26 protein-coding genes, 1 tRNA gene, 1 pseudogene and 1 riboswitch are annotated in these 25829 nt (G+C 66.3%); of the genes and pseudogenes, 21 read left to right on the plus strand and 7 right to left on the minus strand.

Features of this window, described 5'->3' with window-relative positions; translation table 11 throughout:
• The first annotated feature begins 138 nt into the window (after nt 1–138).
• On the plus strand, nt 139–537 hold the full coding sequence (locus R2910_05060; GenBank protein MEZ4412334.1) for a S4 domain-containing protein: 399 nt from the start codon (nt 139–141) through the stop codon (nt 535–537).
• Nucleotides 538–711: 174 nt separating this feature from the next.
• Here the strand turns inward: R2910_05060 and R2910_05065 are convergent, their stop codons facing one another.
• From R2910_05065 to R2910_05080, 4 genes are all read right to left on the minus strand, one after another.
• Nucleotides 712–1497: a DUF4824 family protein gene (locus tag R2910_05065; protein MEZ4412335.1), complete on the minus strand. Its 786-nt coding sequence runs from the start codon at nt 1495–1497 to the stop codon at nt 712–714.
• Complete coding sequence (locus tag R2910_05070) at nt 1494–2552, minus strand: DUF2157 domain-containing protein (GenBank protein MEZ4412336.1); 1059 nt, start codon at nt 2550–2552, stop codon at nt 1494–1496. Before R2910_05070 ends, R2910_05065 begins: the two co-directional genes overlap by 4 nt.
• 11 nt (nt 2553–2563) lie before the next feature.
• Nucleotides 2564–4240 (minus strand): phosphomethylpyrimidine synthase ThiC, encoded by a 1677-nt coding sequence (gene thiC, locus R2910_05075; GenBank protein ID MEZ4412337.1) that lies wholly within the window; start codon nt 4238–4240, stop codon nt 2564–2566.
• Nucleotides 4230–4337: riboswitch (TPP riboswitch) on the minus strand. It overlaps the preceding gene by 11 nt.
• Before the next feature lie 313 nt (nt 4338–4650).
• Nucleotides 4651–6171, minus strand: coding sequence for a benzoate-CoA ligase family protein (locus R2910_05080; protein ID MEZ4412338.1), 1521 nt, complete (start codon nt 6169–6171; stop codon nt 4651–4653).
• A gap of 30 nt (nt 6172–6201) precedes the next feature.
• Here R2910_05080 and R2910_05085 point away from each other — a divergent pair, with 30 nt between their 5' ends.
• The 6 genes from R2910_05085 to R2910_05110 are packed head-to-tail and all read left to right on the plus strand — an operon-like array spanning nt 6202 to nt 12334.
• A complete protein-coding gene (locus R2910_05085) occupies nt 6202–6954 on the plus strand; it encodes a creatininase family protein (protein MEZ4412339.1) in 753 nt (250 codons plus the stop codon).
• Nucleotides 6955–6966: 12 nt separating this feature from the next.
• The gene (locus R2910_05090) at nt 6967–7737 is read left to right on the plus strand and encodes an SDR family NAD(P)-dependent oxidoreductase (protein MEZ4412340.1); all 771 of its coding nucleotides are present in this window, start codon (nt 6967–6969) and stop codon (nt 7735–7737) included.
• Between the two features lies 1 nt (nt 7738).
• The gene (locus tag R2910_05095; GenBank protein ID MEZ4412341.1) at nt 7739–8155 is read left to right on the plus strand and encodes a RidA family protein; all 417 of its coding nucleotides are present in this window, start codon (nt 7739–7741) and stop codon (nt 8153–8155) included.
• Nucleotides 8152–8949: an enoyl-CoA hydratase family protein gene (locus R2910_05100; protein ID MEZ4412342.1), complete on the plus strand. Its 798-nt coding sequence runs from the start codon at nt 8152–8154 to the stop codon at nt 8947–8949. Before R2910_05095 ends, R2910_05100 begins: the two co-directional genes overlap by 4 nt.
• On the plus strand, nt 8946–10091 hold the full coding sequence (locus R2910_05105; protein ID MEZ4412343.1) for an acyl-CoA dehydrogenase family protein: 1146 nt from the start codon (nt 8946–8948) through the stop codon (nt 10089–10091). The genes R2910_05100 and R2910_05105 overlap by 4 nt, the downstream gene beginning before the upstream one ends.
• Nucleotides 10088–12334, plus strand: coding sequence for a bifunctional salicylyl-CoA 5-hydroxylase/oxidoreductase (locus R2910_05110; GenBank protein ID MEZ4412344.1), 2247 nt, complete (start codon nt 10088–10090; stop codon nt 12332–12334). The genes R2910_05105 and R2910_05110 overlap by 4 nt, the downstream gene beginning before the upstream one ends.
• Before the next feature lie 193 nt (nt 12335–12527).
• Here the strand turns inward: R2910_05110 and R2910_05115 are convergent, their stop codons facing one another.
• Entirely contained in the window at nt 12528–12845 is a 318-nt protein-coding gene (locus R2910_05115) for a hypothetical protein (protein MEZ4412345.1), read from the minus strand.
• Nucleotides 12846–13327: 482 nt separating this feature from the next.
• Between R2910_05115 and R2910_05120 the strand changes: the two genes are divergently transcribed.
• From R2910_05120 to R2910_05175, 12 genes and pseudogenes are all read left to right on the plus strand, one after another.
• Entirely contained in the window at nt 13328–14356 is a 1029-nt protein-coding gene (locus R2910_05120; protein ID MEZ4412346.1) for an integron integrase, read from the plus strand.
• Between the two features lie 406 nt (nt 14357–14762).
• A complete protein-coding gene (locus tag R2910_05125) occupies nt 14763–15479 on the plus strand; it encodes an alpha/beta hydrolase (protein ID MEZ4412347.1) in 717 nt (238 codons plus the stop codon).
• A 139-nt stretch (nt 15480–15618) separates the two neighbouring features.
• Nucleotides 15619–16017 carry a carboxypeptidase regulatory-like domain-containing protein gene (locus R2910_05130; protein MEZ4412348.1) on the plus strand — a complete coding sequence of 133 codons (399 nt, stop codon included), beginning with the start codon at nt 15619–15621 and terminating at the stop codon, nt 16015–16017.
• A gap of 1330 nt (nt 16018–17347) precedes the next feature.
• Entirely contained in the window at nt 17348–17563 is a 216-nt protein-coding gene (locus tag R2910_05135; GenBank protein MEZ4412349.1) for a ribbon-helix-helix protein, CopG family, read from the plus strand.
• Nucleotides 17560–17964 carry a putative toxin-antitoxin system toxin component, PIN family gene (locus R2910_05140; protein ID MEZ4412350.1) on the plus strand — a complete coding sequence of 135 codons (405 nt, stop codon included), beginning with the start codon at nt 17560–17562 and terminating at the stop codon, nt 17962–17964. The genes R2910_05135 and R2910_05140 overlap by 4 nt, the downstream gene beginning before the upstream one ends.
• Nucleotides 17965–18038: 74 nt before the next feature.
• Nucleotides 18039–18740 carry a hypothetical protein gene (locus R2910_05145; GenBank protein ID MEZ4412351.1) on the plus strand — a complete coding sequence of 234 codons (702 nt, stop codon included), beginning with the start codon at nt 18039–18041 and terminating at the stop codon, nt 18738–18740.
• 145 nt (nt 18741–18885) lie between these two features.
• Nucleotides 18886–19437 carry a GNAT family protein gene (locus R2910_05150; protein ID MEZ4412352.1) on the plus strand — a complete coding sequence of 184 codons (552 nt, stop codon included), beginning with the start codon at nt 18886–18888 and terminating at the stop codon, nt 19435–19437.
• A 782-nt stretch (nt 19438–20219) separates the two neighbouring features.
• Nucleotides 20220–20519 (plus strand): annotated as a pseudogene (locus R2910_05155) (SRPBCC domain-containing protein).
• Between the two features lie 159 nt (nt 20520–20678).
• Nucleotides 20679–21176 carry a lipocalin-like domain-containing protein gene (locus tag R2910_05160; protein MEZ4412353.1) on the plus strand — a complete coding sequence of 166 codons (498 nt, stop codon included), beginning with the start codon at nt 20679–20681 and terminating at the stop codon, nt 21174–21176.
• Between the two features lie 138 nt (nt 21177–21314).
• Nucleotides 21315–21710 (plus strand): nuclear transport factor 2 family protein, encoded by a 396-nt coding sequence (locus tag R2910_05165; protein MEZ4412354.1) that lies wholly within the window; start codon nt 21315–21317, stop codon nt 21708–21710.
• 317 nt (nt 21711–22027) lie between these two features.
• Entirely contained in the window at nt 22028–22369 is a 342-nt protein-coding gene (locus R2910_05170) for a cupin domain-containing protein (protein MEZ4412355.1), read from the plus strand.
• Nucleotides 22370–22472: 103 nt separating this feature from the next.
• Nucleotides 22473–23135 (plus strand): O-methyltransferase, encoded by a 663-nt coding sequence (locus R2910_05175; protein ID MEZ4412356.1) that lies wholly within the window; start codon nt 22473–22475, stop codon nt 23133–23135.
• 24 nt (nt 23136–23159) lie between these two features.
• Here the strand turns inward: R2910_05175 and R2910_05180 are convergent, their stop codons facing one another.
• Nucleotides 23160–23786: a CDP-alcohol phosphatidyltransferase family protein gene (locus tag R2910_05180; protein MEZ4412357.1), complete on the minus strand. Its 627-nt coding sequence runs from the start codon at nt 23784–23786 to the stop codon at nt 23160–23162.
• Between the two features lie 120 nt (nt 23787–23906).
• Here R2910_05180 and R2910_05185 point away from each other — a divergent pair, with 120 nt between their 5' ends.
• Nucleotides 23907–24725, plus strand: a complete 819-nt coding sequence (locus tag R2910_05185; GenBank protein ID MEZ4412358.1) for a formate/nitrite transporter family protein — start codon at nt 23907–23909, stop codon at nt 24723–24725.
• 297 nt (nt 24726–25022) lie between these two features.
• Nucleotides 25023–25670: a hypothetical protein gene (locus R2910_05190; protein MEZ4412359.1), complete on the plus strand. Its 648-nt coding sequence runs from the start codon at nt 25023–25025 to the stop codon at nt 25668–25670.
• 80 nt (nt 25671–25750) lie between these two features.
• On the opposite strand, the gene R2910_05195 is transcribed toward R2910_05190, so the two are convergent.
• Nucleotides 25751–25824 (minus strand) — tRNA-Val (locus tag R2910_05195).
• Between the last annotated feature and the right edge of the window lie 5 nt (nt 25825–25829).

Here is a 25829-nt window from a genome sequence, read left to right on the forward strand (position 1 = left end):
TAGTTGAATAGGGAAGATGTCAACAGGGGCCTCACCCCCTGTCTCCCTCTCGCACTGTCCTGCCTCACCCCCTGTCCCCCTCTCCATGAGATGGAGAGGGGGGACGTCACACGAGGATCGCCGGAGTATCTTTCCGGCATGACGGAACGCGAGGCGCCGGGGACCGTCCGGCTCGACAAGTGGTTGTGGGCGGCGAGGTTCTACAAGACCCGCGCGCTGGCGGTCGAGGCCATCGACGGCGGCAAGGTGGACCTCAACGGCCAGGGCGCCAAGCGCTCCAAGGCGGTGCGGGTGGGCGACCGGGTCCAGTTCCGGCAGCCCCCCTATGAATGGGATGTGGAAGTGCGGGGGCTGAGCGAGCGGCGGGGGCCGGCCAGCGTGGCCATCACCTTATATGAAGAGACCCCGGCGAGTCGCTCGGCGCGGGAAACGATGGCGCTCCGGCTCAAGGCGATGCCACCGCCGCTCTTCCTGGAGAAGGGGAAGCCGAACAAGAAGCAGCGGCGGGAGATCGAGCGGTTCAAACGGAGGGATTAGACTTGAAGCAGGGGGCCGCCAACCGCTGGCGAAGGGCCCAGAACAGCGGACGAGGGAGGGTCGGAGCACAGGGAGGGTCGGAAGAACTGCTTGGAGGTTGTGCCAGCACCCACCCATTCAGTTCTCCGGCATTCCCTTCCCTCCGACCCTCCCTCGTTCCTGTTGCCAGTCTGCCTATTCGACCCAGGCTTCCCACTTCTTCCCCACCTTCAGCGTGATCTCGAAGTGCACCGTCGAGTCTTTCTTCGTCACGCCGAGCGCCAGCAGCGAGTCCCGCAGCGGCCGCGGCACGTGCACGGTGCCGGGAAGTAGACGATCAATGCTCCCATCGACCCGCGCGGGGGCGGTGACGTTGCCCGCCGAGTCCCGGACCGCCGGTGTGATGTCGGCGCGATAGGTGGCCGGCAGGATGAGGTACTGGCTGCGCTCGGGATAGCGATCGCGCAGCACGAGCGGATCGAGGCCGAAGTCCACCGCCATGAGGCGCGTCGTGGAGGTCGACCCCATCAGCATCGGCTTGGCATCCTCAGGCAGCCCCGCCATTGCCGCTGTACGCGTTGCCTCGGTGGAGTCGGCCGCCGCCTGCTGCGCTGCCTGCCACCGATCCAACGCCGGCCCCGCGAGTTCGAGGACCACATAGCCTGGCCGGGTGGGCCGCATCCAGCCGTAGGTGTGCGTGGTGTCGTCGGGCGCCGGGAGGTTGTGGACACCCAGCGCCTCGAGCCGCGCCCGGTCAAACCAGGTCTTCCCATCCGGCCCCGGCGCCATCTGCCACGACAGGCGAAGGTTCAGGAATTCCTCGGCACCCTCCGACTGATTTCCCCAACTCTGCAGCTCACGCTCACCCAGGCGGACAACAGCGTCCGGGTTGCCGGCACGGTTCCGCATCGCGCCACCGAGGATGGCCGCCGTGGCCACCACGAGCGTGGCCGCGGCGGCGAGGAGGCCACGGTTTGTCATGGAGCCTCCCCTATCCGCGTCTTGAGCCGCTTGAGCAGGAGCATCACCACGACGGCGATGCCGCCGAGGACCAGGAAGAAGAGCCAGTTCGGCATCCAGTCCCACCACCAGTCCACGGCCTTGACGAAGATGAGTGCCGTGAACGCGACGACGCCGATATTCGTGACCTCATTCCATCCCTTCCGGATGCCGCCCCAGATGGCCAGGCCCGCCGCCAGGAACCCGACGAGCTGGTAGAAGACGGCGGCCCCTTCGGCGGAGAGGGGGAGGACGCTGCCCCGACCGCTCGCCGCCAGGCCGGTGACGATGTAGAACAGGACGACGAGGCCGAAGACCCGATAGACCCAGCCGAAGCCCTCGGTCAGCGGTCGATGCCGGATCAGCCCCAGCGCGGCCGCGAGGGCCGCCGCCGGCAGGAACAGTTCGGAGCGGATGAACGCGCTGGTCCAGTAGAGCCCGCCGAGGGTGGCGAGCACCCCAGCCATCCAGATGGTCCCCGTCACGAGGGCGGCCACGAGCAACAGCCGCAGGCCATACCCGTAGGTCAGCGCGGCTGCGAAGACGGCCCAGACCAGGAACTCCCACGGTGACAGCGCGACATTGTAGACCTGGAGCAGCGTCGCGACGTCGGTCACGAAGGCGGCGAACGCCACCAGCGCGGCGAGCCCGGCAAAGTACAGCGTCTTCTCGCGCCGGGCGGCGAAGGCGGTGAGCGCGAGCGCCGCCGCGGTGGCGAGGGTGAGGAGCGCAACCTGCACGCCGGTGGTCAGTCCGCCCCAGAAGCGCTCCACGAAGAGCACCACCGCGATGCAGAGGGCAAGGGCGCCGAGGAAGGAGGCGAAGCGGAGGCCGAGGGCGAGCTGGCGGCCGGAGGTGGTAGTGGATACGTCGTACTGACGGGCGAGTTCAGCGAGGAGTTGTTCGTGGTGGCGAGCGATACGCTGCCGCCCGGCGTCGTCGAGGACGCTGCCCAGCTCGGACTCGAGCTCGGCGAGTTCCTCCTGAAAGGCGCGGATCCGGTCGACCCGCGCCTGGGCATCCATTCGTCCGGTCATGGTGCCTCCGGTTACGCCTCCTGGCCCTGTTTCACATAGATCTCGCCGCCGCGGCGCCGGAACTCCACCGACTTCTCCTCCAGCGCGGCGGCGTACTCCCGCACATCCTGCGTGATCTTCATCGAGCAGAACTTCGGCCCGCACATCGAGCAGAAGTGGGCCACCTTGGCGCCGTCGGCGGGCAGGGTCTCGTCGTGGAAGGCGCGCGCGGTGACGGGATCGAGGGCCAGGTTGAACTGGTCCTCCCAGCGGAAGTCGAAGCGCGCCTTGCTGAGCGCGTCGTCCCATGCCTGCGCGTTCGGGTGCCCCTTGGCCAGGTCGGCGGCGTGCGCGGCGATCTTGTAGGCGATGACGCCCGCCTTGACGTCATCGCGGTCGGGGAGGCCGAGGTGCTCCTTCGGCGTCACGTAGCAGAGCATGGCGGTGCCGTACCAGCCGATCATCGCGGCGCCGATGGCGCTCGTGATATGGTCGTACCCCGGCGCGATGTCGGTGGTGAGCGGCCCGAGGGTGTAGAACGGCGCCTCGCCGCACCACTCGAGCTGCTTGTCCATGTTCTCCTTGATGAGGTGCATCGGCACGTGACCGGGGCCCTCGTTCATCACCTGCACGTCGTGCTTCCACGCGATCTTGTTCAGCTCCCCCTGCACCTTGAGTTCGGCGAACTGCGCCTCGTCGTTGGCGTCCTTGATGGAGCCGGGACGGAGCCCGTCACCCAGCGAGAAGGAGACGTCGTACGCCGCCATGATCTCGCAGATTTCCTCGAAATGCGTGTAGAGGAAGTTCTCCTTGTGATGCGAGAGGCACCACTTGGCCATGATCGACCCGCCGCGGCTGACGATGCCCGTCATTCGCTTGGCAGTCATCGGCACGAAACGGAGCAGCACGCCGGCGTGGACGGTGAAGTAGTCCACCCCCTGCTCCGCCTGCTCGATCAGAGTGTCGCGGTACGCCTCCCAGGTCAGGTCCTCGGCGACGCCACCGACCTTTTCCAGCGCCTGGTAGATCGGCACGGTGCCGATCGGCACGGCGCTGTTCCGGAGGATCCACTGCCGGGTCTCGTGGATATTGGCCCCGGTGGAGAGGTCCATGACCGTGTCGGCGCCCCAGAGGGTGGCCCAGCGGAGCTTCTCGACCTCGTCCTCGATGACGCTCTTGACGGCGGAGTTGCCGATGTTGGCGTTGATCTTCACCGCGAAGCCGCGGCCGATGATCATCGGCTCGATTTCGGGGTGGTTGATGTTGGCCGGGATGATGGCGCGCCCGCGGGCGACCTCGCTGCGGACGAACTCGGGGCTCATGCCCTCGCGGAGGGCGACGAACTCCATTTCAGGCGTGACGTCGCCGCGGCGGGCGTAGTGCAATTGAGTCACAGGACCCCGACCCCGGTACACCGGGCGCTGGAGTCCGGCAGGGATCAGGTCATTCTGGACCCCGGCTTGCGCCGGAGTGACGACCGTCGCGCGGGGCAGTCGCTCTACATCGCGCTCCATGATCCAGGGGAGGCGCGGGGTCGGAAGGCCCTGGCGGACGTCGAAGCCCTGCGGGCCGCTGGTGTCATAGACCCGAAGCGGAGGCTCGCCATCGGAGAGGAGGATCTCCCGGACCGGCACGTGAATGCCGCGGCTCCCCTCGAGGGTGACCTTGCGGGAGTTGGGAAAGGCGTCTGAAAAAGAGGTGGCAGTCATGCCGCACTCCCTTCGCCGGTATGAGCCGGATCAGGTTCCAAGGGTATCGTCTCAATCCGTCGCGCCGACGTGCGCGGGGATGCCCCTGGCGGTGTCCGTGAAGGTTAATACAACAGCGGGGAAGCGGGAACGATTGCATCGCGTCCGCCGACCGTCGGCTCGGGGTGGTCCTCCAGGCGTAACAGGTCGCGCACCCTCCGCGCCACGGTCGCTCCGGGTGTCGCGACCTGATTGCCCTCCGGACCATCCCCATCGCCGGCGGTCAGACATATGCGGGGCTGGCGTTGGGGATGGACCGAAGGGGCGTTGGTTCGCATCCCCCGGAGAGACCTCGGCTCGGAGGGGGTGCGAACCACAGCCCCGGAGGTCCGCCCCAAGTCAGCCCCGCCCAGTAGGGCTCGACGCCCCGGTCACCTGCTCCGCAGCCGACCCCGGTCCACCTTGCCGAGGTGCGTCCGCGGGAAATCCGCCAGGAACACGATCTCGCGCGGCGCCTTGTAGGCCTCCAGCCGCTCCCGGACGAACGCCTTCAACTCCTCGTCGAGGCCAGGCGACTGGGTGTTCGCGATCACGAAGGCGTGCGGCTTGGTGAGTCCCTGCCCGTCCACCACGCCCACCACCGCGGCCTCCTTCACCGCCGGGTGCTGGAGGAGACAGTTCTCCACCTCCTGCGGCGCCAGCCAACGGCCGCCCACCTTGAGCATGTCGTCGCCGCGGCCGCAGTAGGTGAAGTACCCGTCGGCGTCGCGGCGGATCATGTCACCCGACACGTACCACTCCCCCTGGAACGCCTGCGCCGTCTTCTCCATCTGCTGCCAGTAGCCGATGGCGCGTGCGTTCCCACGCACCCGGAGCCACCCGACCTCGCCGTCAGGCAGGGGATTCCCGTCGTCGTCCGTGACCCGCACCTCGAACCCCTCGACCACCGTCCCCATCGTCCCGGGCCGCACCGCGCCGGGCCGCGCGGAGATGAAGATGTGCCACATCTCCGCCGTCCCCAGCCCGTCGAGCAGTTCCACCCCGAACAGCTCCTGCCACCGGGTGTACAGCTCGGCCGGCAGCGCCTCCCCCGCCGACGTGACGAGGCGGAGCGAGGAGAGATCGGCCTCGGCGGCGGCGGGGTGCGTCACCATGTGGTTGACCATGGTGGGGACGTTGACCAGCACGGTGGGCCGGTGCTTCCGGATCTCCTCGAAGAGCAGTTCGGGGGTCGGCTTGTCGGGAAAGAGGACGCTCCGGGCACCGACAGAGAATGGAAAGAAGAGGTTGGTGCCCATGGCGTAGCCGAAGAAGAGCTTCGGGACCGAGATGGTGACGTCGTCCTCGGTGAGACCCAGCACCCCCTGGCCGTAGCAGGCGGTGGTGTGCGCGAAGCTCCAGTGGCTCTGCTGCACCGCCTTCGGCTGGCCGGTGGTGCCGCCGGAGAAGAGCCAGATGCAGGCGTCGTCGCGATGACTGGGGAAGGTGTCCAGCTCCAGCGACTGGGCCTCGAGGCGGCGGTCGAGGGTTTCGCTTCCGGCCACCATCAACTCGGCCAGGAGCGGCGCCCCGGCGCGGGCCGCCTCGAAGGCGTCGCGGTTGCCCTGGTGGACGAAGGCGACGCGGGCGCGGGTGTACTGATAGAAATAGGTGATGGCGTCGGGCTTGAGGTCCGGGTTGACCATCACCACCACTGCCCCGATCTTCAAGATGCCGAACAGCGCCGCCACGAACTCCGGCCCGTCGGGCAGGGCGATGATGACCCGCTGCTCCGGCATCACTCCCGCCTCCCTGAGCAGGTTGCCGTAGCGGTTGGCCAGGTCCTGCACGTCCCGATAGCTCCAGGTCCGCTGATCGGTCACCAGCGCCACGCGCGACCCCCGCCCCTCGCGGATGCGCGCATCGAGCAGGTGATCGGCGATATTGAAGCGCTCCGGCGGTGCAAACGTCACGGGCGGACTCCCGGATGGAACGAGGTTCGGATGACGGTGTGCTGGCTCGCCACTGCAACATATGAAGAAGTCGCGGCGCTTGACCGCTCCCACGCGGTGGCCATCGTGCCGCTCGGCGCCACCGAGGCCCACGGCCCCCACCTGCCGCTCTCGACCGACGTGATCATCGTCGAGGCGATGGCCCGGGCCGGTGCACAGCGCCTGGCCGATCGGGGCGTGACGGCGGTGGTGCTCCCCACGGTGGCCCTGACGCCCGCCCCGTTTGCGGCGGCCTTTCCCGGCACCATCGGCGTGCGGCCGGCGACGCTGGTGGCGCTGCTGGAAGATGTCGCCGACACCCTCGCCGCCCAAGGGTTCACCCGGATGGCGCTGATCAGCGCCCACCTCGATCCCGAGCATCTCGGCGCCGTCACCGAGGCCATCGAGACGATTCGGGCCGACGGGATGCGGGTCGCCTTTCCGAACCTGGCGCGCCGGCCCTGGTCCGGGCGGCTGGGCGAGGAGTTCCAGACCGGCGCCTGCCACGCGGGGCGGTTCGAAACGTCGATCGTGATGGCCGAGCGGCCGGAGCTGGTGCGGGACGTCCGCACCACGCTCCCGCCGAACCCGAACTCGCTTTCGGTGGCCATCCGCGCCGGGCAACACACCTTTGCGGAGGCTGGAGGGCCGCGCGCCTATTTCGGCTGGCCCGCCGACGCGACCGCCGACGAGGGACGAGCGCTGGTCGACACCCTGGGCGCCATCCTCGAAGAGGCCGCCCTCCCCCTGCTTCACGATGATTGAGAGCGTACCCTGATGCGACTCAACGGCAAGACGGCGGTGGTGACGGGCGGCGGCCAGGGGATCGGCGCGGCGGTGGCCCGCGCGCTGGCCGACGCCGGCGCCTCGGTGCTGATTGCCGGCCGCACCCTCAGCAAGCTGGAGCGCCTGGCGGAGGAGCTGCGCGAGGAGGGCCGGAACGTCTGGGGGGCGGCGTGCGACGTGAGCGACCCCGCCGCCATCACCCGGCTCGCCGCCGTGGCCAAGGAGAAGCTCGGCCCGGTGGACATATTGGTCAACAACGCCGGCATCGCCGAATCGGCGCCGATCATGCGCATCAGCCTGGACGACTGGGAGAAGATGATCCGGGTCAACGCCACCGGCCCCTTCCTCTGCCTGCAGGCGTTCCTGCCTGACATGCTGGAGCGGAAATGGGGGCGGGTGGTGAACGTGGCCAGCGTGGCGGGGCTCGAGGGCGCCCGGTACATCGCCGCCTACGTGGCGAGCAAGCATGCGCTGGTGGGGCTCACGCGGGCGGCGGCCGCGGAACTGAAGGGGACCGGCGTCACCGTCAACGCCGTCTGCCCGGGCTACGTGGACACACCGATGACCGCGAGCACGATCGCCAACATCGTGCGGAAGACGGGCAAGACCGCCGACGAGGCGCGCGCCGCCCTTCTCGCCACCATGCCGGGAGGCCGGATGGTGCAACCGGAGGAAGTGGCCGCAGTGGTGCTGGCGCAGATTGCCGACGCATCGGGCGACCGCAACGGAGAAGCCGTCATCATCGACGGCAGAGAGGCGTAGCATGAGCTGGGAGATCATCAATCCACGCGGCCAGCCGAAGGGGTGGAACGACGGCCTGCTGGCCCCCGCCGGCGGACGAACCCTGTTTGTGGCCGGGCAGACGGCGGCCGACGGCTCCGGCAAGGTGCATCCGGCGGACTTCGTGACCCAGTTCCGGCTGGCGCTCGCCAATTCGCTGGCGGTGGTGCGCGCCGCCGGCGGCACGCCCACCGACGTCGGGCGGATGACGGTGTACGTGCTCGACATGGAGGAGTACCGCGACTGCCGCCGCGAACTGGGCGCCGTCTGGAAGGAACTGATGGGGAAACACTACCCCGCCATGGCGCTGGTGGAGGTGTCGGCGCTGCTCGACGAGCATGCGCTCCTCGAGATGGAAACCACCGCGGTGATCCCGCCGCAGGCCGGGAGGCCGGCATGACGATGGCCCCGACGTCGTTTCTCTATGCGCTCGACGCGTCGACCGGCGTGGCGACCATCACCCTCAACCGTCCCGACAAGCTCAACGCGCTCACCTTCGAGGTGTACCGCGAGCTGACCGACACCTTCAACGCCCTCGGCGACGAAGCGGACGTCCGCGCGGTCATCATCACCGGTGCGGGCCGCGCCTTCTGCTCCGGCGGTGACGTCGAGGACATCATCGGCCCGCTGCTGGAGATGGACATCGACGAACTGCGCGCCTTTACCCGGCTCACCTGCGACCTGATCCTCGCCATCCGCCGCTGCCCGCGGCCGGTCGTCGCGGCGCTCAACGGCACCGTGGCCGGCGCGGGAGCGGTCATCGCCTCGGCGTGCGACTTCCGCGTGGCCAACGAGAAGGCGAAGATCGCCTTCCTCTTCGTGCGGGTCGGGCTTTCCGGCGCCGACATGGGGGCGGCGTGGCTGCTGCCGCGGCTGGTGGGGCACAGCATGGCCACGGAGATGCTGATGCTGGGCGAGTTCACCGCGCCGGCGCGCGCAAAGGAGATCGGCCTCTATCACCAGGTGGTGGAGGGGGACGTGATGCCCGCGGCACTCGCGCTCGCCGGGAAGCTGGCGCGGGGGCCGCGCGAGGCGCTGGCCGCCACCAAGGAGGCGATCGACCTCGAGGCGGAGCTCGACCTGGAGTCGGGGCTCGATCACGAGGCGGAGGCGCAGGCCCAGCTGATGCTGGGCCCCGACTACATGGAGGGGTACCAGGCGTTCACCCAGAAGCGGGACCCGAAGTTTCCATGAGACCGGACCCCGAGGCGGTCGCCGCTTTTCTCGAGCCGCACCACGCCGACGTGGCGGCCACGGTGGGCGCCTTCGGCCAGGAGGTGCTGGCCGAGCATCCCGACCCCGAGACCGATGCGGCGGCGCGCACCCGCGCCCGCGCGCTGGTGCCGCTGCTGGCCGAGGCGGGCCTCGGCGTCGCCGTCGAACAGCTCGACCTCCGCGCGGTGGCGCTGATCCGCGAGGGGCTGGCGTACCACTCGCCGCTCGCGGACGAGGTGTACGCCCTGCAGGCGCTCGGCTCGCTGCCGATCCGGCTCGGGGGTGGCGAGGCCATCCAGGCGCAGTGGCTCCCCCGCATCGACGGCGGCGAGGTGATGTGCGGCTTCGCGATGACGGAACCGGAGGCGGGGTCGGACGTCGGGTCGATGGTGACCACCGCCACGAAGCAGGGCAAGGAGTGGGTGCTCGAGGGGCGGAAGGCGTTCATCAGCAATGCCGGCATCGCCGACGTGTACACCGTCTTCGCCTCCACCGACCGGAGCAAGGGCGCCAAGGGGATCTCGGCGTTCGTGGTGCCGGCCGACGCGCGGGGGCTGGTCTTTGCCGGCGCGCAGGTGATGAGCGCGCCGCACCCGCTCGGTGAACTCTCGTTCGAGCGCTGCCGTATTCCCGCCGGCAACATTCTCGGCGAACCGGGCCGCGGGCTGGGGCTCGGCCTCGCCACGCTGGACCGGCTCCGCGCCACCGTGGGCGCCGCCGCCTGCGGCATGGCGGCCCGGGCGCTCGACGAGGCGGTGGCGCACGTCAACGAGCGGAAGCAGTTCGGCAAGGCGCTCGCCGAGTTCCAGCTGACGCAGGACCGGATTGCGCAGATGGCCACCGAGCTCCACGCGGCGCGACTGCTGGTGTACCGCGCGGTGTGGGCCAAGGACCGGGGCGCGGAGCGCGTCACCCTTGAATCGGCGATGGCCAAGAGCTACGCCACCGAGGCGGCGCAGCGGATCGTGGACGGCGCGGTGCAGCTGCTGGGCGGGCGCGGTGTGCTGGCCTCGCACCCGGTGGACAAGCTGTACCGGGCGGTGCGCTCGCTGCGTATTTACGAGGGAACCACCGAGATCCAGCGGCTGCTGATCGCGCGGGAAGTGCTGGGCGCCTCGTGAACGTCGCCATCATCGGCGGCGGGCCGGGGGGGCTCTACCTGGCCATCCTGCTCCGCCGGGCCAATCCCGCCACCCAGGTGACCGTCTACGAACGGAACCGGATCGAGGACACCTTCGGCTTCGGTGTCGTTCTGTCGGACGCCACGGAGGGGATCCTGGCCGAGGCCGACGACGTGACGCACGCGGCAATGTCGGCGGTGATGCACCGGTGGGGCGACATCGACGTGCACATCAACGGCGTGTGCATCACCTCGGGGGGGCACGGCTTCAGCGGCGTCTCCCGCAAGGTGCTGCTCGAGATCCTCTTCGAGCGGGCGAAGGCGCTGGGGGCCAAGGTCCTCGAACTGACCGAAGCGCCGCCGGTCGATGAGTTGCTCAAGACCCACGACCTGGTGGTGGCGGCGGATGGCGTCAACAGCGCCGTGCGCGCCTCGCGAGCCGAGGCGTTCGGCGCCACGGTGGACCTGCGTCCCAACCGGTTCGTCTGGCTCGGCACCACGCGTCCCTTTCCCAGTTTCTTCTTCTCCTTCCGGCAGAACGCGCACGGGCTCTGGCGCGCGCATGCGTACCAGTACGCCGAGGGGGAGTCCACGTTCATCGTGGAGACGACGGACGCGGCGTGGCGTGCGGCGGGGCTGGAGGAGGGAGACGAGGCGGCGACGATCGCGTACTGCGAGGCGCTGTTCCGGGAGGAGCTGGAGGGGCACCGGCTCATCGGCAACCGCAGCATCTGGCGGCAGTTCCCCACGGTGAAGTGCCGGCACTGGTCCGATGGCCGGCTGGTGCTGCTGGGCGACTCGGCGCACACCGCGCACTTCTCGGTGGGGAGCGGGACGAAGCTCGCGATGGAAGACGCCATCGAGCTGAGCCGGGTGCTGCAGGGGGCGACGGATGTGGCGGCCGCGCTCAAGACGTACGAGACGGAGCGGCGGCCGGGGGTCGAGAGCGTGCAGCGGGCGGCGCAGGCGAGCCTCGAGTGGTTCGAGGCGACGGAGCGCTACGACGACCTCGAGCCGCTGCAGTTCGCGTACAGCCTCCTGACCCGCAGTCTTCGCATCACGCACGAGAATCTCCGCACCCGCGACCCGGCATTCGTGGAACGGGTGGAGCGGTGGTATGCCGACCGGGCGGGGGTGCCGCCGGTGCCGGGGAAGACGAGTCCCCCGCCCTTCCTGACCCCGTTCCACCTGCGCGGAATGCGGCTCAGCAACCGGATCGTGGTGTCGCCGATGTGCCAGTACAGCGCGGTGGACGGCATCCCGAACGACTGGCACCTCCAGCACCTGGCCAGCCGAGCCATCGGTGGCGCGGGGCTGGTGATGACGGAGATGACCGACGTGAGCGCGGAGGGGCGGATCACGCCGGGGTGCACCGGGATCTACAACGACACGCAGATGGCGGCGTGGAAGCGGATCGTGGACTTCGTGCGCACGCACGCCCCCGACACGCGGATCGGAATGCAGCTCGGGCATGCGGGGCGGAAGGCGGCGACGAAGCTGATGTGGGAAGGGGACAACGAGCCGCTGGAGGAAGGCGCCTGGCCCATCATGTCGGCGAGCGCGATCCCGTGGAGGCCGGAGAACCAGGTGCCGCACGCGATGACGCGCGCCGACATGGACCGGGTGCGCGACGAGTACGTGCATGCGGCGGAGCGGGCGGAGGCGGCGGGGTTCGACCTGATCGAGATCCACCTGGCGCACGGCTACCTGCTGGCGAGCTTCATCAGTCCGCTCACCAACCGCCGCACCGACGAATACGGCGGGTCACTCGAGCACCGGATGCGGTATCCGCTGGAGATCATCCGCGCGGTGCGCTCGGCGTGGCCGGACGACAGGCCGCTCACCGCCCGCGTCTCCGCCACCGACTGGCACCCCGATGGGCTGACCGGCGAGGAATCGGTGGAGGTGGCGCGGCTCATCGGCCGGGCCGGTGTCGATGCCGTGGACGTCTCGGCGGGACAGACCGTGCCGGACCAGCGTCCTATATATGGGCGGGCGTTCCAGACGCCGTTTGCCGACCGGATCCGGCACGAGGCGGGGGTGGCGACGATGGCGGTGGGGAATATCCAGAGTCACGAGGACGTGAACGCGATCCTGGCCGCGGGGCGCGCCGACCTGGTGCTGATGGCGCGGGCGCATCTCTGGGACCCGTACTGGACTCGGCATGCGGCGTACGCGCTGGGGCATCCGATGACGTGGCCGCCGCAATACGAGTCGTTGAACAACTACAATGCGCGTATCTGAACCGCATTCACAAGAGACGAGGGAGAGTCGGAGGAGAGGGAGGGTCGGAGACACTGCTTGTGGTTGCATCACCGTCCACCTCAATCGGTTCTCCGACCCTCCCTCGTCTTCAGTTGGTTCATGCTGCCCGATATGCTGCCTCACCCCCTGCCCCCCTCTCCATGATATGGAGAGGGGTATTTCGTAGCGGCACCTACGAGATGAGCAACACCAGGATCACCACGGCGAGCACCAGGACCAGCGTCGAGATCACGATGGTGTGATTGGAGCCGCCCGACGCCATGCTCGCGTTCTCGAGCGAGGTCTGCATGGAGGTGGTGTCGCCGACCTGGAAGAGGGGCGAGGACTGCGGCTGCGGCACCGACGGGCCCGGCGTGACGACGGCGGGGGTGGAGGCAGGCGCTTCCACGGCGGCGGGTGTGCCGACCGGGGCGGCGGCTTGTTGCGCGGCCAGGGCGAGGGGGACGATGCTCAGCATGGCGGCGAGAAGCGCGACGGATCGGACTGACACAGGGAACTCCTTGGGTCGAGGGACGGCGTACCTGACATGGACACGAGGGATGCGCTGTCCTTGTATGGAAACCTACGCCGCGGCACCACCCGGACAATCGCTCGTTGGATTGACACGCGGTCTAGTCAATTGGTCCCCCCTCCTCGCTCAGAGGGGGTGGAGCTGCCGTCCCTGAGTCGTGGCTGATGTCGCTCAAGCGGCACGAGTTACCAATCTGAGTCTGCCGCTTCTGCCTCCCGGCCCCCCTGCCTCCCTGAGTCGCGGCTGAAGCCGCGGCTCGGCTGATGTCGCTGAAGCGACACGAGCGCCCGGTCTCGTTGCGGCTACTGCCTCCCTGCCCGGCGGCCGCCCTGCCGGGCTGTTCTGCCTCACCCCCTGTCCCCCTCTCCATGATATGGAGAGGGGGAACGCCGGAAGCGATCTGCCGCAGCTGCGCATTCTTTCGATGACGATGAGGCATCGCACGGCTGTTAGGGTGGGAGATGTCCAGTTCCGGTCGCCGTCCCCCTTCGCAGTCCAATCCCCGCCTGCTGCAGCGGTTGCAGTCCAAGTTGCGCATGGGGCATTACAGCCTGCGAACGGAGCAGGCTTACGCGGGGTGGGTCGTCCGCTTCGTGCGGTTTCACGGCCTGCGGCATCCGCGCGAGATGGGCGAGCGGGAGGTAGCGGCGTTCCTGGCGTGGCTGGCGGACGAGCGGGGTGTGTCTACCTCGACGCAGGTTCAGGCGCAGGCGGCGCTGCTCTATCTGTACAGGGAGGTGGTGGGGCGACCGCTCCAGCTGCAGGGGGTGGTGCCGAGGGGGCGGGGGCCGACCAGGATCCCGGTGGTGCTGGATGCGGGGGAGGTGGGGCGGGTTCTGGCGCAGCTGGAGGGGGTGTACCGGCTGATCGGGCTCATGCTCTACGGGAGCGGCCTCCGGCTGCTGGAGTGCCTGACCCTGCGGGTCAAGGACGTGGATCTGGTGCGGTGCGAAATCCGGGTGCGGCGGGGGAAGGGCCAGAAGGACCGGGTGACGCTCCTGGCCGATGCGGCGCTGGCCCCGCTCGGCGACCACCTGGCCCGCGTCAAGGTATTGCATGACAAAGCATTAGCCACCGGCACCGGGACCGTCACGCTACCGGGGGCACTGGCCCGGAAGTATCCTCGGGCGGACCGGACCTGGCCCTGGCAGTGGGTGTTCCCGTCGAGCCGGCTATACGCCGACCCGGGCACCGGGGAGCTGCGGCGTCATCATCTGCATCCCTCGGCGATGCAGCGGGCGATGGCCGAGGCGGTGCGGCGGTCGGGGATCGGGAAGCGGGCGAGTTGTCACACGATGCGGCATTCCTTCGCGACGCACCTGCTGGAGGCGGGGTACGACATCCGGACGGTGCAGGAGCTCCTGGGGCACTCGGATGTCAGCACGACGATGATCTACACCCACGTGCTCCTGAAGGGGGGACGTGGGGTCAAAAGCCCGGCGGACCGGCTTGGAAGTGCCCTCCCCCGCCCTTCAGTCTTTCCAGATTAGGCGGCGGACCGTACCTTGGAAGGGCACGCAGGAGAACTACTAGTCAGTCCATTAGACGTTAGGCCTTAGTGAGAGATATTGTCGGTACGCCAATTGATAGGAGACGAGGAATTTGTCACGGTTCCGGTTTATTGTTCCTTCCCTGCTGCTAGCACTCGGCTTCGCTGATGCCGTGTGTAGTCAGGCAACCAATTCAGACATCACACCTGCCAGAGTCGAAGTTCCAAAGGTAGAACGTGAGGGCGTATGGCAGCCGACCGGCGGCGGAACGCAAGTGCCGCTCTGGCCTGCGACTGTTGCGCTAGGCAAGCCAAATACCGGTGATCATCCCGAGGCGACAGGCAATGGATCACCCCTTATTGGGGGTAGGAAGTGGCATTGGGCGAGCTACGTGACGCGGCCGACCATGACCATTTATCGGCCCAAAGGCCGTAACACTGGAACTACGATGCTGGTCTTGCCGGGCGGTGGATTCCACGCTGTGGCGACCGACCTTGAGGGCACCGAAATCTGCGATTGGGTAGTCCAGCAGGGCATGACCTGCGTCATGCTGAAATATCGGACGCCACAAGTATGGCCGAAGAAGAATGGGAAGCAGCAGCGCCCGAAGGTGCTGCTGGGATTAGAGGACGCCCAGCGAGCGATGGTATTGCTGCGCCAGCGAGCCTCCAACTACGAGATCGATCCGCACAAGATTGGCGTAATCGGTTTTTCCGCCGGCGCTTATCTCGTGACGGACATGAGCAACACCGAACAGCGCACGTATCCGCCTACGGACGCGGCTGACCAGCAATCCACACGGCCCGATTTCGCAATCATCGCCTATACTGCTCGCTTGTTGGATAACAGCAAGGGGAAAAATGACCTTCAACTGCAACCATGGGTCAAGATCAGCGCGAATGCTCCGCCGACACTCATCATTCACGCCATGAACGATACCGTCGACGATATCCGTCATCCGATGGCATATGCACTGGCGCTGAACGACGCGGGAGTGCCGGTCGATCTGCGCATTTATGCAAAGGGCGGCCATGCCTTTGGCATGCGGCCAACAGCCGATCCAATCACGACGGAATGGCCCGGACAGGTCAAACAATGGCTGCACAACATTGGGGTGTTGTGACGTATCCATACGCACAATGTCTGCGTATCGCGATTTGTGCGCAAAGGCCTAACAACCGGTTGCAGCGGACGGCGCTCCGCGCCGCCGCTGAACCGGAGCGTTAGGCGGACGCACTACGCTTCTGGAGCCATGATTTGCTATGCGACGACCGCTCCACGCATTCGCGCTGTCGACCTTGGCCATCGCCCTCCTCGGCTGTGCTCCAACTGACTCTGCCAGGGATGGCGTGAGCGGCGAGCTACATGGCATCAACGGTACCGTAATTGATGCTCCTACGAGCCAGCCAATACCACATGCCATCATCACTATTGGCGGCGACTCAGCCACGCCTTATCAAACTGGTGCCCGTACCGCCTCAGCCGATTCGGCAGGAGACTTTCGGTTCGACAGCATCCCCTTCAGCCCAGTTTGGGTACTGGTCCGCTTTATTGGCTATCACGATCATGAAGAGCACATCTATGTCAGGCCTGGCGGAGAAGGGGTACTTCGCATTCCGCTAGACACGGCACCACTGACCATATTCAATGACACGTTTTAGCGGACGCAAGGAAGCCCTTGAAACAACTCATTGATGCCGTTCTTGAAGCTCCTAACGCGGCACTTGAGGGCCGGAGTGCAGCCGCCGATGAACTTGTGTCCATCGGTCGCCCAGCGTTGCCATTGATTCAGGATGTCTTGAATGGCAATTGGGCCTCCGAGGCCCATGCGAAAGACGTCTTGGAGGCATTTATGTATATCGCACAACGCATTCACGGGCGTGCGTGAGCCGTCCGCGTCTCGACGCGCCGCCTAACCAGCGCATGCAGCTGGCAAGGGCGCGCGCCATCTGCGGCAGCCGCCGCGCTTTATACTAAATGCGAGGTCGCGCGGCGGCTGCCGCGAGCGCCCTCGCAGCTGATGCGCCAATTCGTTGGGCAGAGCCGCTACTTAATGATTCTTGCCGCGCTAGTGGCACTCGGCATCCCCGGCTTACCACCGCCGGACACAACAACCCCGAAACAGCCGCTTGTGGCGGCTTTCTCGGCTGGGACATTCGAGTCCGGCCCTGTCTCGTGGTCCTCCGTTCCACTCTTTGTTCTCTACGAAGACGGCACCGTTCTCTACCGTAGCGAACCACGGGGCGAATCTCCTGAGTTTGATGCCGTCCAACTGTCCCGGTTGGCGACCCGCTCGTTTCTAGACTCGTTGCAGTTTGAACCGGACTTCTTCCAACTCAAGAGTGACTATGACAATGTCCCTGGGGTCTACGATCTAGGGATCTTTATCCTTTGGGCATGGAATGGACGCGCAGGCAAGTTCGTTTCCCTGATAGGCACACTCGATTCTACTATCACCTTCCCCCGAGTCGATCCACAAGTCTTTCACGCGCAGACCCCGCCAGGGTTCATTGAGTTGTTTCGCCGCTTGACGACGTACTCCCACCCCGACGCGATGCGGTGGAAGCCCGAATCGTTTGAGCTGGTATTGTGGGGAGCTGGTTCTGCGGACTCTGTGATGCAATGGCCGCCGGACTGGCCCTCGCGCGACGGCCAGGGGGTCTACGAGGACTATCGGGGCGACTATCATGTCCCCCTCACGCCAGCCCAGGTGGGCGAATACTTCGCCTGTTGTGGTGGTCGCGATGGCCAACGAGTCTTCTCGTGGGCAGGCAAGATATGGGCATCGGTGTTACGGCCAGTGCTCCCGGGCGATCGGACATGGACCGTAATGCGAGCATCGCAATAGAGCGGCCTGCCTAGCCAGCGCATGCAGCTGGCAAGGTCGCGCGGCGGCTGCCGCGAGCGCCCTCGCAGCTGATGCGCCAATTCGTTAGACAGCGCGGAACCCCTCGCTTGACCGTTTTGCCACCCCGTATTACATTGTCTTACATGGCAGCCGTCACGATTCGCCTCGACCCCGCCCTTCAGCGCCAGCTTGATCGTCTCAGCAAGCGCCTGGGCCGCACTCGCTCGGACCTCGTCCGGGACGCCCTGCGTCGGCAGCTGGCGATCCTCCGGTTTGACGAGGCCCGGCGACAGCTCATGCCCTTCGCCGAAGCCCGCGGGCTGCTGACCGACGAGGATGTGTTCCGCGACGTGTCATGAAGGTCTTCCTGGATACCAATGTCCTTGTTTCGGCCTTCACGACCCGGGGCCTGAGCGCCGATGTCGTCCGCCTCATCCTCACCGAGCATGAGCTCCTCACCGGCGAGGTCAATCTCGTTGAGCTAGAGCGCGTACTCCACAAGCGCATGGGTGTGCCGACCGCGCAGGTGGAGCTCGTGCTGCAGTTGCTCCGGGATCAAACGATTATTCCCCGCCCCAAGACCCCGCCCGATGTGAAAGTGCGCGATCCAGACGACCTCTGGGTGCTGGCATCGGCGTTCGCGGGTGGGGCAGAGGTCCTCGTCACAGGCGACCAGGACCTTCTGGTCCTCCACGGCACGGTGCTGCTGCCTGTACTGTCGCCGAGGGGGTTTTGGGAGCTCGTGCGCCGTTCCGAGTGACCGCGCTGTCTAACCAGCGCCCTCGCAGCTGATGCGCAGTACGTTAGGCCGCAATCCATTCTTGGGACGTGTCAATGAGCGAAGCTTCAGCAGCTGCCGCCGTGGTCGACGACTCCTCACCCCTCGAGCCGGCCTGGCTCCTCCGCCTTTTCGGACGCCCCCGTCAGTTCTTCGCCCTCGATCACGCGCTGAATCAGAAACCGGAGCTGTTTCTCGTCGTTTGGCTGGCCGGCATGTCGAACGTCCTAGGCCGCATCGACATGCAGCTCGCCAAAGCAGGATCGGGCACTCCGACCTCTTCCGACATCTTCGTCCGCCTCGCCCAATCCTGGAGTTCGGTCTGGATTGCAGTGGTTCTAGGAGGAGTGCTCTCAGGAGGATTGGCCTGGCTGATCGGCGGTTGGTGGTACGGCCTGCGCCTCCACTTATGCGGTGCCCGTCCAGGGCATGAGCACGAGGGGCGGCGCACCTGGGCATATGTGAGCCTCGCAACAAGTCTCCCTGCGATTGTTGTGTTGCTCATTCAAACAGTACGCTACGACAGTTATGCGGAGGCCTACAACACATCGTCGGCTCTCGATCTCCTGCTCCTCGCGCTCTTGTATTGGTCTGTGGTCGTGAGCTACCGAGCAGCGACCACCCGGTTCAAGCTTGACACTTCCAAGGCGCGCTTCTGGTTTCTGGTCCTGCCGCTGGCTTTCTACACGGTCGTGATTGTGATGCTCGGCCTGCTAAGCGCCGCGCTCGGCCCTGGCAACGCATCCATTGCGGCCTAACCAGCGCATGCAGCTGACAAGGGCGCGCTCTATCTGCGGCAGCCGCCGCGCTTTATACTGCTAGCGAGGTCGCGCGGCGGCTGCCGCGAGCGCCCTCGCAGCTGATGCGCCAATTCGTTAGGCCGAAAGCGCCATGATCAGGAGCATGATGGAGCTCACCTGCACACCGGAAACGCGACTTCGCTCCCTCCGGCCCAGCGATGCCGCAACACTGTTGGCCGCCGTCGATGCCGACCGCGCGATGTTCGATCGTTGGCTGCGCTGGTCCGGCACGGTGCGCTCCCATGAGGCTGCGCGAGAGTTTATCGTGCGCGCCGCCGACCTGGAACAGGAGGGGCGGGGCTTTCATTGGGGGCTCTGGCGGGGCACAGTGCTGCTTGGCGGGATTCCCTGTTGGTCGATTGATCCAGTCCATCGGGTCGCCGAACTTGGCTACTGGCTTTCGACCGACGTCCAGGGGCAGGGCCTCGCCACCACTGCAACCCGTATCGTGGTGGAGCACCTGTTTACCCAACAGCACGTCAATCGCGTTGAGTTCCAATGCCGCACCGAGAACGTCGCCTCGCGGCGGGTCGCCGAGCGAGTCGGCGGCCAATTTGAGGGCGTTCGGCGTCAGTCACACTGGGTGGCAGGAGCGTTCCGGGACCATGCCGTGTACGCCATTCTCGCGGGTGATCTACTGCCGGCTTCGGCCTAACCACCGCATGCGGCTGCCGAGAGCGCCCTCGCGGCTGATGCGCAGCACGTGAGACGGACACAACGGCTTTGGGTGCAGTCACATGTCTTCGACCACGCTTCAGTGCCTGAACAACGACTGCGACGAGCCAAGGCTGTTATGCATCAAGCCCGCAGGCTGAGTCCGCTCGCTTTCGCCCTGCAGTACCCTCCTCCGTGAGGACCTGAACATGCGTTCGCCATTCGTCGGAACCGTTGTCGCGCTGGCCGTCCTTGGGACCTCTCGGCTGTCCGCCCAAACTGCGCCGCAGGATCTTCCCCGCCCACCTGTCCATGATTCCCTTCTCCTCAAGTCGAGGACGCTGGTTATTTCCCCGTTGTTGCCACACTGCCCGATGCCGGTCCTGCGATTAACTCCAGACGGGCAGCCGCAGAACGACAGCCTCTGGCTCTCCCCCTTTAGGCAGCGCGGGGGCACCAGGCTGGCGCCGACGTTCAATGGTTGCGTCAACCCACTCGACCTCGGACCACCGTCGCCACAGGGTCCCGCTAATTGAATTCGCTTGCCTTCGCGGTGCCGGCTACGCAGCGCATGCAGCAGACCCTCTTGCGGCGGCTGCAGAGTGCGCCCTCGCGGCTGATGCGCAGTCCCTCAGGTGCCACGATATTGTGGGCAGAGGAAGTAACTGGCACATCTCAGTCTCGACAACCGTCCGCGCACCAATTGAGCGAGTATGGGCGACAGGGACCACGCCGGAAGCTATCACCCAGTGAAATGTCGCGTCTGAAGAGTGGTGTTCCCCAAAGGCCTCACTGAACTTGTTGCCGGGCGGATCCTTCTCCTGCCGGATGGAAACCATAGACGGATCAATGGGCTTCGACTTTGAGGGCGTATTCATGGAGATTGAGGACAGGAAGTCCATCTCATTCAGGCTTGCCCATGAGCGTGGCGTATCCGTGTCGATCGTAGAGTCTGGTGAGGGCTCGGTCACTGTTGAAGAGACCCTTGAAGCGGAGGACGAGCATTCCGGGGAACAACAACGGCTGGGTTGGCAGGCAATTCTCGACAATGTCAAGGTGCACGTTGAGGCGTCCGGCACCTGACAATGTGTGGCAGCGGACAGGTGACCCGCTGCCCATTTGTGCTGACGCCAAATCAGGCATTGTCTCAAGTGCCGCTGGACACAGGTGCTAGGTCGCGCCAGTTCGATCATCGCCGCCGTAGCGATCTCCATCACCTAACCTCTTACAAGGAACTCGACGGTGTCGACAGTCACGGGTTCGCCGGGCGCCTACGCCCAGGCGCTACAGGGGTGCTGGGAGTTGACCAGGCGCGAGGACCACAGCGAGTCAGGTGAACTCAAGGAAGATCCCGGGCTCGGACCTGATCCGGTGGGATTGTTGATCTACCACGCCTCCGGGCACTTCAGTGCCCAGTTCATGCGGCGCGACCGATCCCGTGAGGCATCGCCAGCACCAGATCCGGGTCGTAGCGGTCACAACAACACTCGCTCAGTGGGCGGCTACGATGCGTACTTCGGACGTTACACGGTGGACGAAGCGGCGCACACGGTGACGCAGATCTTGGAAGGGGCGCTCGCTCCAGACAACGTCGGGGTGGTGGTGACCCGCAAGATGGAAGTGGACGGCGACGTGCTGACCCTGCGACTTCCGACGACGGATGCGTCCGGCGCGTCCATCGTTCGAACGCTGCAGTGGAGGCGTTGCCCTCCCCAGGATCCCGGGCAGAGCGCCACCTAACACGCGCGTGCTGCCGACAAGGCCAGGGCGGCCTCACCTGGCCCGCAGCTGATGCGCCATTCGTTCGTACGCTCGACGAACACATGGGGCGAGCGTGACGGAGGAATGCGGACGGAATGGAATGGAATGGGAGGGTGCATGAGTATTGAAGCGGTGCAGGCATTGTATGCCGCGTTCGCGCGGCGAGATATCCAGGCCATGCTGGCGCACTTGGCCTCCGATGTCGTATGGTGTGAGCCGGACAACCCGTATAATCCCGCGGCAGGCACACACTGCGGCCATCAGGGTTTCCTCGAGTGGGTCCAGATCGGTCGCGAGGCGGAGGACATAGAGCTGCTCGAACCGAGGCAGTTTCTGGCCAATGAAGCGGTGGTCGCCGTCGTGGGTCACATGAGATGCCGAGCGAAACAGACGGGACGTGTTTACGAGTCGGACTTTGTTCATGTCGTCACGTTTCGTGACGGTAAGATCGCACGATTCCAGGAGTTCTTCGATACGTACGCGGCGGGGGAGGCATTTCGGATCGCGACCTAGAGTGCTTGTGGCACAGGGTGTGGTCATGAGGGGCCGTTGCTCGGCAGTACTCGTGCGCTCAGCAGGGCTGAGCCGCGCTTGCCGCCGACGATGCCAGGTGTTGGGCCTGCCGTTCGGGCCGTCATACCAGGTGATCTCCTGGCTGTGTTGGGTGCCCAACCTGCTCCTCGTTGAGCGCTTTGTGGTCGGTGAGGTGCGCGCGGTGCCGGTCCGAGTGGAGACCGAATCCGCGTGAGCACCGGACCAGGGCGCGCTCCATCCGCGGCAGCCGCCGCCCCCCCTCGGTCGATGACCACACTACGAAAAGGCAGGCTACGATGAGCGATGAACAGGCGGCACCTGAGACGCGAGGCGTTACGGTAACCCTGCTGTCGACGCTGGACCTCGAGCCGGAAATCGAGGGGATGGCGGGGCGCCAGCTTCGGATGCGGATGGTGACCATCGAACCGGGCGGGGTCTTCGGGCCGGTTCACGATCACAAGGACAGACCGGGAATGGTGTACGTACTGCAAGGCACGATCACGGACCATCGCCTGGGGGTCGCCACGGAGTACGGGCCGGGTGTGGGGTGGCCCGAGGATCGGAACACGACGCACTGGCTGGAGAACCGGGGAACGATGCCGGCGGTGGAAATCTCGGTCGATATCGTGAGGTCATAGTCGGCCGGGGCTTCCTACGACCGGCCTCCGCGACCGAGACGCGGGCGTGCTGGGGACCGGCTGCATCGGGTCGCAAGAATCCTCGTCAACGGAGTGTATCGACATGCAAGACACCTGGTCCCGGGTTGATGAGTTCACTGAAGGGTTGCTGAACAGGCCGGACCCGGTGCTGGAGGCCGCGATCACGGCCAGTGCCGAGGCGGGACTGCCTTCAATCGCCGTCTCTCCCAGCCAGGGCAAGCTGCTCGCCCTGCTGGTGCAAGCGATGGGTGCGCGTCGCGTGCTTGAAATCGGCACCCTCGGTGGATACAGCACCATCTGGATGGCACGGGCCCTGGCACCGGGTGGACGTCTCCTGACCCTTGAACTTGATCCCGCGCACGCTGCCGTCGCGACAGCCAATCTGGCCCGGGCCGGGCTCAGCGATGTCGCCACGGTACGGGTGGGCCCCGCCAGTGACACCTTGCGTGACCTGGCCAGGAGCGGAGGAGCCCCCTTCGATCTCGTGTTTATCGATGCCGACAAGACCGGCTATCCCGAATATCTCGAGCTGATCCTGCCGCTCGTCCGGAAGGGATGTCTCATCGTCGCCGACAATGTGGTGCGCAAGGGGTCGGTGGCGGATGCGGCGAGTACCGACGCAAACGACCAGGCCATCCGCCGGTATCTCGAAATGGTGGGCACGCATCCCCGGCTGAGCGGCACGGTGCTCCAGACGGTGGGGGTCAAGGGATACGACGGCCTGGCGCTCGCGATTGTGGTCTGACCAGCGTCCCTCAGGGAAAGCCACTCAGCCCCGCGGCGGAGCAGGGGCCCCCCAGTACTCCTTCACCCCGTGCACGATGACCGGCAGCCCGCGCACCACGCAGAACGTCACGGCCAGCCAGGCGACTGCCTGCATGCATGATGTCAGCGGATCGGCCCACCGTGCGTAGCGGCTGCCCGGTGGAAAGGCGCGAAAGGCCCACGCCAGGCCGAGGCCGGTGAAGGCCGCAATCTTGGTGACGCTGTACCCGATCTTCATGACCGGCGAGCCCACGAGGAAACGGCCGATGGGCGTCCGGTGCTGTTCGAATGGCGCTGCGCCCTGACGTACGCCAAGGCTCCGGAGGGCGTCCGTGAGCGTCGTCCGGGCGATGACGAGGATGGGCATGACGACCGGGATCAGCCGGAAGTAGGCGAAGCAGACCCACATGGCCAGTTCGTACGCGCGGTCGGCCGCAATGTCGAGGACGCTTCCGAACAGGCTCGACTCCTGGCGCTTGCGGGCCACGATGCCATCGATGGTGTCGAGGAAGAGGCCGAGGAGCAGCACGGCGACCCCGGCGAGGCGGAGCCGAGGGGATGGCTGGAAGAGCGCCAGGATGCTGATGGCAAGCAGGGGAAGCCTGGAGAGCGTGATCCAGTTGGCGAGCACAGCGACCTCCGATCCGGGGGGCCAGCCTACCCAGGATTCACGAGGAGGGGTAGGGGCGTCCACTGCTGTATCTTCACCTCAGGCTAACGGTAGTCCATCCATCCGGGAAAGGCCTGTGAGATGTCAGCGAAGCGGTCGGCACTGGATACGGAAGAGCGCGCACAAGTGGAGGAGATGACGGGGGTCAAGACCTCCGTCATCTACGAGGCGATCCGTGCCGAGGGGGAGCATGAGCTGTCCCGCCCGTTCAGCGCCCTCTGGTGGTCGGGGGTGACGGCCGGGGTCGCCATCAGCATGTCGCTGGTATCCATGGGATTCCTGCAAACCGTTGTGCCCGAAGCATCCTGGGCCCCCGCCGTCGTGAGCCTGGGCTACCCGGTCGGCTTTCTCATCGTCATCCTCGGCCGGATGCAGCTGTTCACCGAGAATACAGTCACACCAATCCTGCCTCTCTTCCACAAGCCCAGTCGGGAAAACCTCCTGCGAACGGGGCGGCTTTGGGCCATCGTCTTTGCCGCCAACATCGTTGGCTGCCTGTTGGCCGCCGTCTTTCTGGTATATGTGCACATTGTACCCGCGCCGCACCTTGAAAGCATCCTGGCCATTTCGCGTCACTACGCCAGCGCGACCCCCCTCGAGCACCTCACGTGGGGCATGCCTGCCGGCTTCCTGATTGCCGCCCTCGTGTGGATCCTGCCGCGAATGGAAGGCGCGGGCGAGATCCTGGCGATCACGATCCTGACCTACATGATCGGCCTCGGTGGCCTGTCGCACGTTGTCGCGGGCTCCACCGAGCTGTTCGTCCTGGTGTTGCACGGCGAACTCGGTCCTCTAAATGCCGTCCTCGGAGGAATCGTGCCCGCCTTTCTCGGCAACGCCCTCGGAGGGACCGGGATGTTTGCCGTGCTGACCTACGCGCAGGTGCGTGAAGAGGTTTGAATGGTGACTGATGGACGATGAGGGGCTCGACGCGCAGCGCAGCGGAGCTCAACCCCTGACCTCGCGCATGTGAAGCGCGCGGTGGTTCCTGTCCGAGGGGCTACCGATGTCTCGGCTGCCGTCGGCGCGGGCGAGCCGTCCGGCGCCTGCCCCCCCCTTCAGGGGGGTTGCCCCACGACTGGGCAGGGGCGTGCCGCCCCTCTGGCGGTGTCATGCGAATTCACTAACATAGAAGTGCCAGCCCCCTTGGCGTCCCCCTGTCCGCACTCGACTGGCGCTCCGGCGCCAGGAGGATCAATGTCACCACGCAATGTTCGGTGGATCAGCGCCGTGGCCGTCAGCCTGGCGGTGGGAGTCGTGGGTTCCCTCCAGGCCCAGACCGAACTGGAGGTCGGGGCATTTGGGGGACTGTTCGCCCCCACCTCGGACTTCGCCATCAGCCCGGACCCCGGCAGTTTTCCAATTGGGCAGGCCAGCGCCAAGGCGTCCACGGCCTTTACCTACGGTGTGGTTGGAAGGGCCTGGCTCGCCGATCGGCTCGGGGTGCAGGCCACCCTCGGATTCACCGACGGCTCGCTGGTGGTCCAGTCCCCCCTTGGCACCGCGCCGGATACGACGTACCCGGCGTCATCCACCGCGGTGACCGCCGCGTTGCTGTACCGCTTCACCACGCCGACCATTCAGAACACCGTGTGGGTCAGCGCGGGCGTGGTCTTCCTCAGCCAGGACAGTCCGCACTTCGCCCCCTACCAGGCATCCACCGGCATCGGGCCCACCTTCGGGGCAGGGAGCACCTTGCCGCTGGGGGACCGGTGGCGCGTGAACCTGATGCTTGACGCCTTCATCTACTCGTTCAATCTGGAGGCGCCGGGCGCGGAGACGCTGAGCTCGTCGCAGTTCGATCTTCGGGCACTGGCGGGAATGAGCTACCGGCTGGGGAGGTAGGGTCGGACGTCCGCCGAAGCGGTCTGCCAAGCAGACGCCCCACCCGCCGAGCTGGCGTGGTGGGGCGTCGACAGTGTCGATGGGCGATGAGGGGCTCGAACCCCCGACCTCGCGCATGTGAGGCGCGCGCTCTAACCAGCTGAGCTAATCGCCCGGTGT

The organism is Gemmatimonadales bacterium (assembly GCA_041390145.1).
Classification (GTDB): domain Bacteria; phylum Gemmatimonadota; class Gemmatimonadetes; order Gemmatimonadales; family GWC2-71-9; genus SPDF01.

Excerpts from the sequence above, each read along its gene's own strand:
- R2910_05145 (MEZ4412351.1), top strand. The coding sequence starts at position 18,039 with ATGAGCGAAGCTTCAGCAGCTGCCGCCGTGGTCGACGACTCCTCACCC.
- R2910_05150 (MEZ4412352.1), top strand. The coding sequence starts at position 18,886 with ATGATGGAGCTCACCTGCACACCGGAAACGCGACTTCGCTCCCTCCGG.
- R2910_05135 (MEZ4412349.1), top strand. The coding sequence starts at position 17,348 with ATGGCAGCCGTCACGATTCGCCTCGACCCCGCCCTTCAGCGCCAGCTT.
- R2910_05085 (MEZ4412339.1), top strand. The coding sequence starts at position 6,202 with ATGACGGTGTGCTGGCTCGCCACTGCAACATATGAAGAAGTCGCGGCG.
- R2910_05100 (MEZ4412342.1), top strand. The coding sequence starts at position 8,152 with ATGACGATGGCCCCGACGTCGTTTCTCTATGCGCTCGACGCGTCGACC.
- R2910_05070 (MEZ4412336.1), bottom strand. The coding sequence starts at position 2,552 with ATGACCGGACGAATGGATGCCCAGGCGCGGGTCGACCGGATCCGCGCC.
- R2910_05165 (MEZ4412354.1), top strand. The coding sequence starts at position 21,315 with ATGAGTATTGAAGCGGTGCAGGCATTGTATGCCGCGTTCGCGCGGCGA.
- R2910_05185 (MEZ4412358.1), top strand. The coding sequence starts at position 23,907 with ATGTCAGCGAAGCGGTCGGCACTGGATACGGAAGAGCGCGCACAAGTG.
- R2910_05140 (MEZ4412350.1), top strand. The coding sequence starts at position 17,560 with ATGAAGGTCTTCCTGGATACCAATGTCCTTGTTTCGGCCTTCACGACC.
- R2910_05170 (MEZ4412355.1), top strand. The coding sequence starts at position 22,028 with ATGAGCGATGAACAGGCGGCACCTGAGACGCGAGGCGTTACGGTAACC.
- thiC (MEZ4412337.1), bottom strand. The coding sequence starts at position 4,240 with ATGACTGCCACCTCTTTTTCAGACGCCTTTCCCAACTCCCGCAAGGTC.
- R2910_05190 (MEZ4412359.1), top strand. The coding sequence starts at position 25,023 with ATGTCACCACGCAATGTTCGGTGGATCAGCGCCGTGGCCGTCAGCCTG.
- R2910_05065 (MEZ4412335.1), bottom strand. The coding sequence starts at position 1,497 with ATGACAAACCGTGGCCTCCTCGCCGCCGCGGCCACGCTCGTGGTGGCC.
- R2910_05105 (MEZ4412343.1), top strand. The coding sequence starts at position 8,946 with ATGAGACCGGACCCCGAGGCGGTCGCCGCTTTTCTCGAGCCGCACCAC.
- R2910_05130 (MEZ4412348.1), top strand. The coding sequence starts at position 15,619 with ATGCGACGACCGCTCCACGCATTCGCGCTGTCGACCTTGGCCATCGCC.
- R2910_05175 (MEZ4412356.1), top strand. The coding sequence starts at position 22,473 with ATGCAAGACACCTGGTCCCGGGTTGATGAGTTCACTGAAGGGTTGCTG.
- R2910_05120 (MEZ4412346.1), top strand. The coding sequence starts at position 13,328 with ATGTCCAGTTCCGGTCGCCGTCCCCCTTCGCAGTCCAATCCCCGCCTG.
- R2910_05095 (MEZ4412341.1), top strand. The coding sequence starts at position 7,739 with ATGAGCTGGGAGATCATCAATCCACGCGGCCAGCCGAAGGGGTGGAAC.
- R2910_05060 (MEZ4412334.1), top strand. The coding sequence starts at position 139 with ATGACGGAACGCGAGGCGCCGGGGACCGTCCGGCTCGACAAGTGGTTG.
- R2910_05090 (MEZ4412340.1), top strand. The coding sequence starts at position 6,967 with ATGCGACTCAACGGCAAGACGGCGGTGGTGACGGGCGGCGGCCAGGGG.
- R2910_05125 (MEZ4412347.1), top strand. The coding sequence starts at position 14,763 with ATGACCATTTATCGGCCCAAAGGCCGTAACACTGGAACTACGATGCTG.